1 pseudogene is annotated in these 278 nt (G+C 74.5%); it reads right to left on the reverse strand.

Annotated features, from left to right (window positions below):
* Positions 1-278: pseudogene (locus ACTFO6_RS18680) on the reverse strand (16S rRNA (cytosine(967)-C(5))-methyltransferase RsmB); the annotation flags it as partial.

The following is a 278-nucleotide window of genomic DNA, read 5'->3' on the forward strand; positions in this document are numbered from 1 at the left end:
GGTCCAGGAAAGCGGGCGCGAGCTGGGCTCCCAGGTCCTGCACCGACACCCAGCCTTCGGCAAAGCGCGGAAGCCGCTCCACCGGCACCGGCCGCTCCAGAAGCGCTCCCGCGGGCGGCACCGGGCGGGCTTCGAGCCCCGCCTCCGCGAGCAGCGCCAGGTACCCCTCCAGGGTCGTGCGCCGCAGGTTCACCCGCAGGCCCATGGGCGGATGGGCGTTGCCGGCCTCGAGCAGCGCCCGGTAGCGCCCGGGATACTGGGTCTTCAGCGCCTCGATC

This window comes from Pelomicrobium sp. G1 (assembly GCF_051905455.1).
Lineage (GTDB): Bacteria > Pseudomonadota > Gammaproteobacteria > Burkholderiales > UBA6910 > Pelomicrobium.